The organism is Calditerrivibrio sp. (genome assembly GCA_026415135.1).
Lineage (GTDB): Bacteria > Chrysiogenota > Deferribacteres > Deferribacterales > Calditerrivibrionaceae > Calditerrivibrio.
The window spans coordinates 40023-46609 of the sequence record JAOAHS010000015.1 but is presented as its reverse complement, the minus strand read 5'-3'; the positions used below and the strand labels follow the sequence as shown (position 1 = coordinate 46609).

The following is a 6587-nucleotide window of genomic DNA, read 5'->3' as shown; positions in this document are numbered from 1 at the left end:
TGTTTTGCTTCACTACCTGTAAGTATTCTACCATCTGCTATTTTAAGGAGTTCTTCCTTTGAGATGTGTGTTCTTTTTGCAAGAATGTCATCTATAAACTGATTATAGACTTCATCAATGGAGCGCTGGAGTATTTCTTTTTCCTCTTTGGTCATGCTTCTTGTTGTAGAGCCGATGTCTTTGAATTTACCACTTTTTATGGTCTCCGTTTTTATACCAAACTTATCATAGATTCTGGATAAGTCTGTAAATTTCATGATGACACCTATGCTCCCGGTAACTGTTCCGGGCATTGCATAGATCTTTTCGCAGGCAGAAGCTACATAATACCCCCCTGATGCTGCAATGGTGGATAGGGCTGCATAAACTGGTTTGTTCATCTTTCTGATGAACCGGTATATTTCCTGACTTGGAGCAACAGCTCCACCGGGGGAGTTTATTCTAAGTATTATGCCTACAACATTTTCATCTTTTTGATATTTTTTAAGTTTTTCTATCAATGTTTCGGATTCATATATGATCCCTTCCAGGTCTATCAATACAACCTTTTTTTTGGCAATAGTAGTCTTCTCAAAGGAGACTAAATATATACTTCTAACGATAAAGCCTATGATCAAAACTACTATAATTAGCTTGAAAATTATAAATACTAATCTTTTCCCCATATATCTTCACCAGCGTATGAATGTTTAGTTTAGATTATAATCGTGGATGAACTTTTGTCAATCGGAATAGTGTTTTCTTAAATGCAAAGAGTAAGTTATAGTGTTATGTTAAAAAAAATATTTATTTTTTGATTTATTTTGTTATAATTGCAGCATGAAATCTATATATTATAAAACGGAAAATAAGAAAATTGCTAATGTTATTAAAGGTTTTTGTGAGGATGAAGGTTTTCAGGGATTTGACTTGCTAAATGAAGATATAAATTTAAGAGATGTATCTTTTGGGTTACTTATTTCTGATGAAAAGTTTTTTGAAGAGTTTAAAGATCTGAAAATCCCTATAGCTTTTATAGGTCAGCCGAAGGAACTGGGTGTGTCTTATTTTGTCATGGATGAAAATTTGGACAACATAAGGCTAAAGGTGTTTGTCGATGCTGCGATTAATGGGGGCATGGTGTCTAATCTTAACAGCAGTTGTCTGTTAAAGAAAATCAGTTTTAAATATGAGGTGTCCAACGATATCTTTTCCATTGATAAAATTGTCTATAACATAACTAAGGACTTTATTTATTTTTTTAAACTATCGGATCTACAGAAGATTAGAATCGGTATTTCAGAAATGGTTACAAATGCCATAGAGCATGGGAATTTGGAGATTTCTGGGGATGAAAAGTTTGAGGCTACAGAGAATGACTCCTATTACAAACTGATAGAGACTAAAAGATCTGATAAAAAGCTTGGTAAAAGAAAAGCTACAATAACGGTGACACTTGACGAGAAACACCTTAAGATCGTTGTCAAAGACAGGGGGAAAGGGTTTGATACATCCAAGATAAAAAGGAACCCTTCGGAAGAGGACCTTTATAAATTGCATGGCAGAGGTATTTTGATAGCATCTATGTACTTTGATAGCATTATATATAATAAAAAAGGTAACGTGGTCACGCTGCTTAAGAAGATCCAATGATAAAGATTCTTGGCTGTAGAGGAACAATACCTGTATCTGGTGAGCATTACAGAAAATATGGAGGAAATACCTCATCTGTTTACGTTCCGATAGATAAAAACGAGTGTTTGATATTGGATTGTGGGACAGGGGTTACGGCACTAAACAGTGCAGAGTTCTCAGGGTTAAGTAAAATAAATATATTTTTTAGCCATCTACACTGGGATCATATCATTGGTTTACCGATACTTAGAGCCTTGTATAGTAGTAAGTATAGTATCGATATTTATGTGGAGAAGAAGGTGAATTTTGATGATCCAGAGTGTTTCCTTAGGGAGCTGTTTAAACCACCATTTTTCCCGGTAACCTACCAGAATCTTAAGGCAAAAATCAGTGTTATGTTTGTAGATGTGGAAAGAAAGTATGAGTTTTGTAATGTTGAGGTTTCCGCCATAAATGGGAATCATCCTGATGGTTCGATGGTCTATAAAATAGTAAGAAACGGATATACTGCAATTTATGCTACAGATTATGAGCATACTAAAGAGTCAGACAGTAGGTTAATAGAATTTTCAAGTAATGCAGATTTTATGCTATTTGATACCACTTATCTCCCTGATGATTATAATGGTCATTTTGATGGTGTATCTAAGGCAGGATGGGGGCATTCCACTTACCTGGACGGTATTAGAATTGCAAAAAGTGCTGGGGTAAAAAATCTTGTTCTTTTCCACCATAACCCAGAGTACACTGATACCATGATTGATGAGATGTGGGAACTATCAAAAATGGAGTTTGATAATACCATCTGTGCCTATGATGGTCTTACACTTTATTAGGGTCTGGGTTTAGTTGTAGTTTTACTATCTTCGTTTACCGCCAAATCTCGACCATACAGGGATACCATTTATATCTCTTAAGATCAAAAGCTCTTCCCCTTTTTTAATCTCAGCAGCTATTATGGATGGTTTGCCCATCATCATTATGGGAGTACCTTTGACCTCAATCTGGTCACCTGCTTTCAAATCAAAATCAAGACGCTCGATATACCATTGGGGTCCTAAGTGAATATCTAAAAGGCCTTTATCTGATTTTAATACGATATAGACACCGTGGGACATCATTTTATGGGGCGTTGTGATATCAATTTTTTCTACTGTTCCAAATACTGTTTCTATCTTATTAGGATCAAACATCCTATTAAATGGGCTATTCATGCCCCAACCACCACTGCCTTTAAACCCTTTCCATTCTGCCTGTATGATACTCGGAAATATCATCAGCAACACCATATATATGGCTAATCTATGTTTACGGTTCATACTAACTCCACATTTTTATTTCAATATATGCTATACAAATTATATACCAAAAAAGGTGGATAATACACACAACTTGTTATAAGCTTACTGGGCAAAAAATGCTCAGTGTGTGATAAAAGAAAATAGACTATTTTGATAGTTTTTCAAGGCATGAGTAAAAAAGTTTTTATAGTAGAATGGCTGGTTGCATAGGATCAGAAGGAAGTGATTAAATGGCTTGCGCTGAACAAATATGGCGATAATAGTGTGTTATAGTGCTCTTCATCTATGATCACTGAGGGGATATTGGTTATAAACTTCTTTAAGGGTACTCCTCCTCAGGGTTTTGTTTTAGGCATAATGGCTTTTTAATAGGAGGGTTTGATAGCGTAGGATAGAAGTCTTAATCAGCTATTAAACCAGTAGGTCCAATTTCGATTACTAAGGGGCATTGATAACCTTTTGGATATCAAAACAGAAGTCGTCAAGATCGTTCATGGCATTGATTAAGGAGATCTTTTTAAATCTTTTTAGATCACTTACAGAAATTTCAGTTACCTTTAAAATACCTTTTTCAATATAATAATCCCTTTTAGTCCCTTTAAGTAGATATGTATTTGGTGTCCACCAACATTGCCCATCGTAAAAGGCAAGATTTGAAAATGTTGTATCGGTGATCATGCCATTTTTAGTGAAGATAGGTTCCTTTGTACCTTTTAGATAAGGATCAAAACAGCTTCTGTCCTCATATTTGAAAGGGTACTCTATTGTGGTTTCTACTGTATATAATGCGGTGATCTCCCTTCGTTGGTAGGGGGTGATGGAGTAAGCTATGTTGTTTAAATCATAAGTGATTTTTAATCTGGAAAGCTCATCGGTTAGGGGTATTGAGTTGATATATGCGATTAGATCGAAAAAAGGCGCTGTTTTAAAGAGTGTATTAAATGTATATATTATACGCTTTTTATGGTATTCTAAGTTGAAAGCTTTTCTCTGGTAAACCTTTATTGTTTCAAACAGTTGGGACATATATCTTCTCCAACATCTCCTTGTATTCTAAGAGGGGGTTACTATATATTGTAATGCCACCACCACTTCTATAATAGATCGTGTTGTCTCTTTTTTCTATGTACCTTATTATTACGCAGGTATCTAAAACTTTTCCGTCAAAAATACCAGCTATCCCAGTGTAGAAACCTCTGTAATCAATCTCTGCAGTTTTTATTATCTCAAGAGTCTTTCTTTTTGGGGCTCCTGTTACAGAACCAGCTGGAAGTATCTGTAATATCTTCTGGGATATATCCTTTGGGGATAATTTGCCTGAGATTTTTGAGCTGGTTTGAATTAGTACCCCTTTTTGGGTATTTATATAGGAAATGTATCTAAACTGTTCTACAGCGACATCTTTGGCTATCATGTTAAGATCATTTCTCAAAAGGTCTACTATTGTTATATGTTCTGCCAGTTCCTTTTCGTCTTGCAGTAGCTCTAATTCTGAATTTTCTGTAATTTTCAATTTAGTCCCTTTCATTGGGTAGGTGGATATCTTTGCATCGTTTATGGTTACAAACTGTTCTGGTGAGAAAAAGACAAACATATCGTAAAATTTCATTTTGTACATGGCATGTGCTCTGTAAAAAATTTCTTCTAATGATATGTTTAGAGATAGTTTTGTGGGGAAAGTGAGGTTAACAAGATAGCTGTCCCCATTCTTTAGATGCTTTTTTACTTTATTAAAGGAGGCTAAATAAGATCTGTAGCTGATGGGGGTTGAGGAGATTTTTATGGAACCGTTATAGTTTTTTTTAAAGGTTACATTTGTAATACCATTGAAATTGTAGAGGATATCACCATCTGAGGCTAAGGAAGCTAAATCTTTTATGAAAAGATTTTGTTTATTAAAATCTACAAGGAATAGAAAGGGGGTTTTAGTATGATAAAATTGATCAAATGTTTTACAGAAGTCTTCAGTATTCATAAAGATTTGTGGCAATGCTACAATTCCCCTATGTTTTTGGGGATAATACAGTTTTTGAGTGAAATTTCAACACTATTTTGTAGTAAATTTTTGTTGACAGATATGAGTCTATCTAATAAAAACTCTAAATGAGTGTATTCTACGGTGAAATGAATCATGTTTTCTAAAATATTGACTTTCCATCTGGTGGGTATCGAAGCTATTCTTGTGGATGTCGAGGTGGATGTTAGGGAGATGGGACTACCTTCGTTTACTGTTGTGGGACTTGCAGAGGGTGCGGTAAAAGAGAGTAAGGAAAGGGTTAAATCAGCTTTAAAAAATATAAATTTTAATCTTTTTTCAAAACCTATAACGATCAATCTCGCTCCTGCGGATGTAAAGAAAGATGGCTCGCATTTCGATCTACCTATTGCCATGGGGCTTATATCGGCTGCAGGGATTGTTACAAGGGATCTGTCCGATACAGTATTTGTTGGAGAACTGTCCCTTGATGGGGATCTTAGAGGTGTAAATGGTGTGTTGCCCATGGCACTTAGTGCTTTAAGTTGTGGTATTAAAAAGATTGTACTACCATTAGATAATGCAGAAGAAGCGAGTATAGTTGAGGGGCTTGAGGTGTTTGCCTTTGAAAATGTTTCCCAAATACTTGACTACTACCTTTCTGGTTGTGATGATACAAGATATTGTTTTAAAAAAGAACAAGGTGAAAGTGGGAAAGAACCAGTTTACGATGTGGATTTTTCAGAGATAAAAGGGCAGTTCACAGCTAAAAGGGCTGCAGAGATTGCAGCTTCTGGCATGCATAATATGCTTATGATCGGCTCACCCGGTAGCGGTAAAACAATGATTGCCAAAAGGATCCCTACTATATTGCCACCTATGAGTTTGGAAGAGTCGATCGAAACTACAAAGATTCACTCTGTGGCAGGTATTTTAAAAGATAAAGGAAGACTGGTAAGAGAACGCTATTTTGCTTCGATACATCATACTACAAGTGATATTGCCCTCATTGGTGGAACAAAGGATGCAAGACCCGGTGCTGTATCTATTGCTCATAATGGTGTTTTGTTTTTAGATGAGTTTTTGGAGTTTAAAAGAAGTGTTCTGGAGGTTTTAAGGCAGCCAATGGAGGATGGGTATATTACTGTTTCAAGGGCTAACAGGTCTGTTACCTATCCGGCTAAGTTTATGTTAGTAGCTGCCTGTAATCCTTGCCCGTGTGGGTTTTTAGGCGATGAAACTAAGCAGTGTGTTTGTTCTGAAAGTCAAATAAAAAGGTATAGAAGTAGATTATCAGGGCCATTAATGGATCGTATCGATATCCATGTCAATGTATCATCTTTGAAGTTTAATGAACTTTCAGGTGTTTCCAATGGAGAAACTTCAGAAGCTATCAGAAAAAGGGTGGAAAGGGTTCATAGGATACAACAGGAGAGGTTTAAAGGGGAGAAGATCTTTTTTAATTCCCAGATGAGTGAGAAGCATCTAAAAAAATACTGTGAATTAGATGCTGATTCCCTTTTACTACTTGAAAAGGCCAATAAAAAGTACAACTTTTCTGCAAGGAGTTTTTCTAAAATATTAAAAGTGGCTAGGACAATATCAGATATGGATGGTTCAGAGAAGATTGAGTCAAAGCACATTGCAGAAGCTATTAAATTCAGAATAAGTGATCAGTGGATCAGTGAATTTTAGGA

At 35.7% G+C, this 6587-nt stretch carries 7 protein-coding genes; 3 read left to right on the top strand and 4 right to left on the bottom strand.

Features of this window, described 5'->3' with window-relative positions; translation table 11 throughout:
* Positions 1–665: signal peptide peptidase SppA (gene sppA / locus N3C60_03175; protein MCX8083902.1), on the bottom strand; the 665-nt coding region annotated here is incomplete at its 3' end.
* A 154-nt stretch (positions 666–819) separates the two neighbouring features.
* Between sppA and N3C60_03170 the strand changes: the two genes are divergently transcribed.
* Together N3C60_03170 and N3C60_03165 are read left to right on the top strand one after the other, a co-directional pair.
* The gene (locus tag N3C60_03170) at positions 820–1632 is read left to right on the top strand and encodes an ATP-binding protein (GenBank protein ID MCX8083901.1); all 813 of its coding nucleotides are present in this window, start codon (positions 820–822) and stop codon (positions 1630–1632) included.
* Complete coding sequence (locus tag N3C60_03165; GenBank protein ID MCX8083900.1) at positions 1629–2450, top strand: MBL fold metallo-hydrolase; 822 nt, start codon at positions 1629–1631, stop codon at positions 2448–2450. The genes N3C60_03170 and N3C60_03165 overlap by 4 nt, the downstream gene beginning before the upstream one ends.
* Before the next feature lie 24 nt (positions 2451–2474).
* Here N3C60_03165 and N3C60_03160 read toward each other — a convergent pair whose 3' ends face one another.
* The 3 genes from N3C60_03160 to N3C60_03150 form a co-directional block, all read right to left on the bottom strand.
* Positions 2475–2933 carry a hypothetical protein gene (locus tag N3C60_03160; protein MCX8083899.1) on the bottom strand — a complete coding sequence of 153 codons (459 nt, stop codon included), beginning with the start codon at positions 2931–2933 and terminating at the stop codon, positions 2475–2477.
* Positions 2934–3353: 420 nt separating this feature from the next.
* Positions 3354–3941, bottom strand: a complete 588-nt coding sequence (locus N3C60_03155; GenBank protein ID MCX8083898.1) for an aminotransferase class IV — start codon at positions 3939–3941, stop codon at positions 3354–3356.
* Positions 3925–4890 (bottom strand): aminodeoxychorismate synthase component I, encoded by a 966-nt coding sequence (locus tag N3C60_03150; protein MCX8083897.1) that lies wholly within the window; start codon positions 4888–4890, stop codon positions 3925–3927. Before N3C60_03150 ends, N3C60_03155 begins: the two co-directional genes overlap by 17 nt.
* Positions 4891–5076: 186 nt before the next feature.
* Here N3C60_03150 and N3C60_03145 point away from each other — a divergent pair, with 186 nt between their 5' ends.
* Positions 5077–6585, top strand: coding sequence for a YifB family Mg chelatase-like AAA ATPase (locus tag N3C60_03145; protein MCX8083896.1), 1509 nt, complete (start codon positions 5077–5079; stop codon positions 6583–6585).
* The last annotated feature ends 2 nt before the right edge of the window (positions 6586–6587 follow it).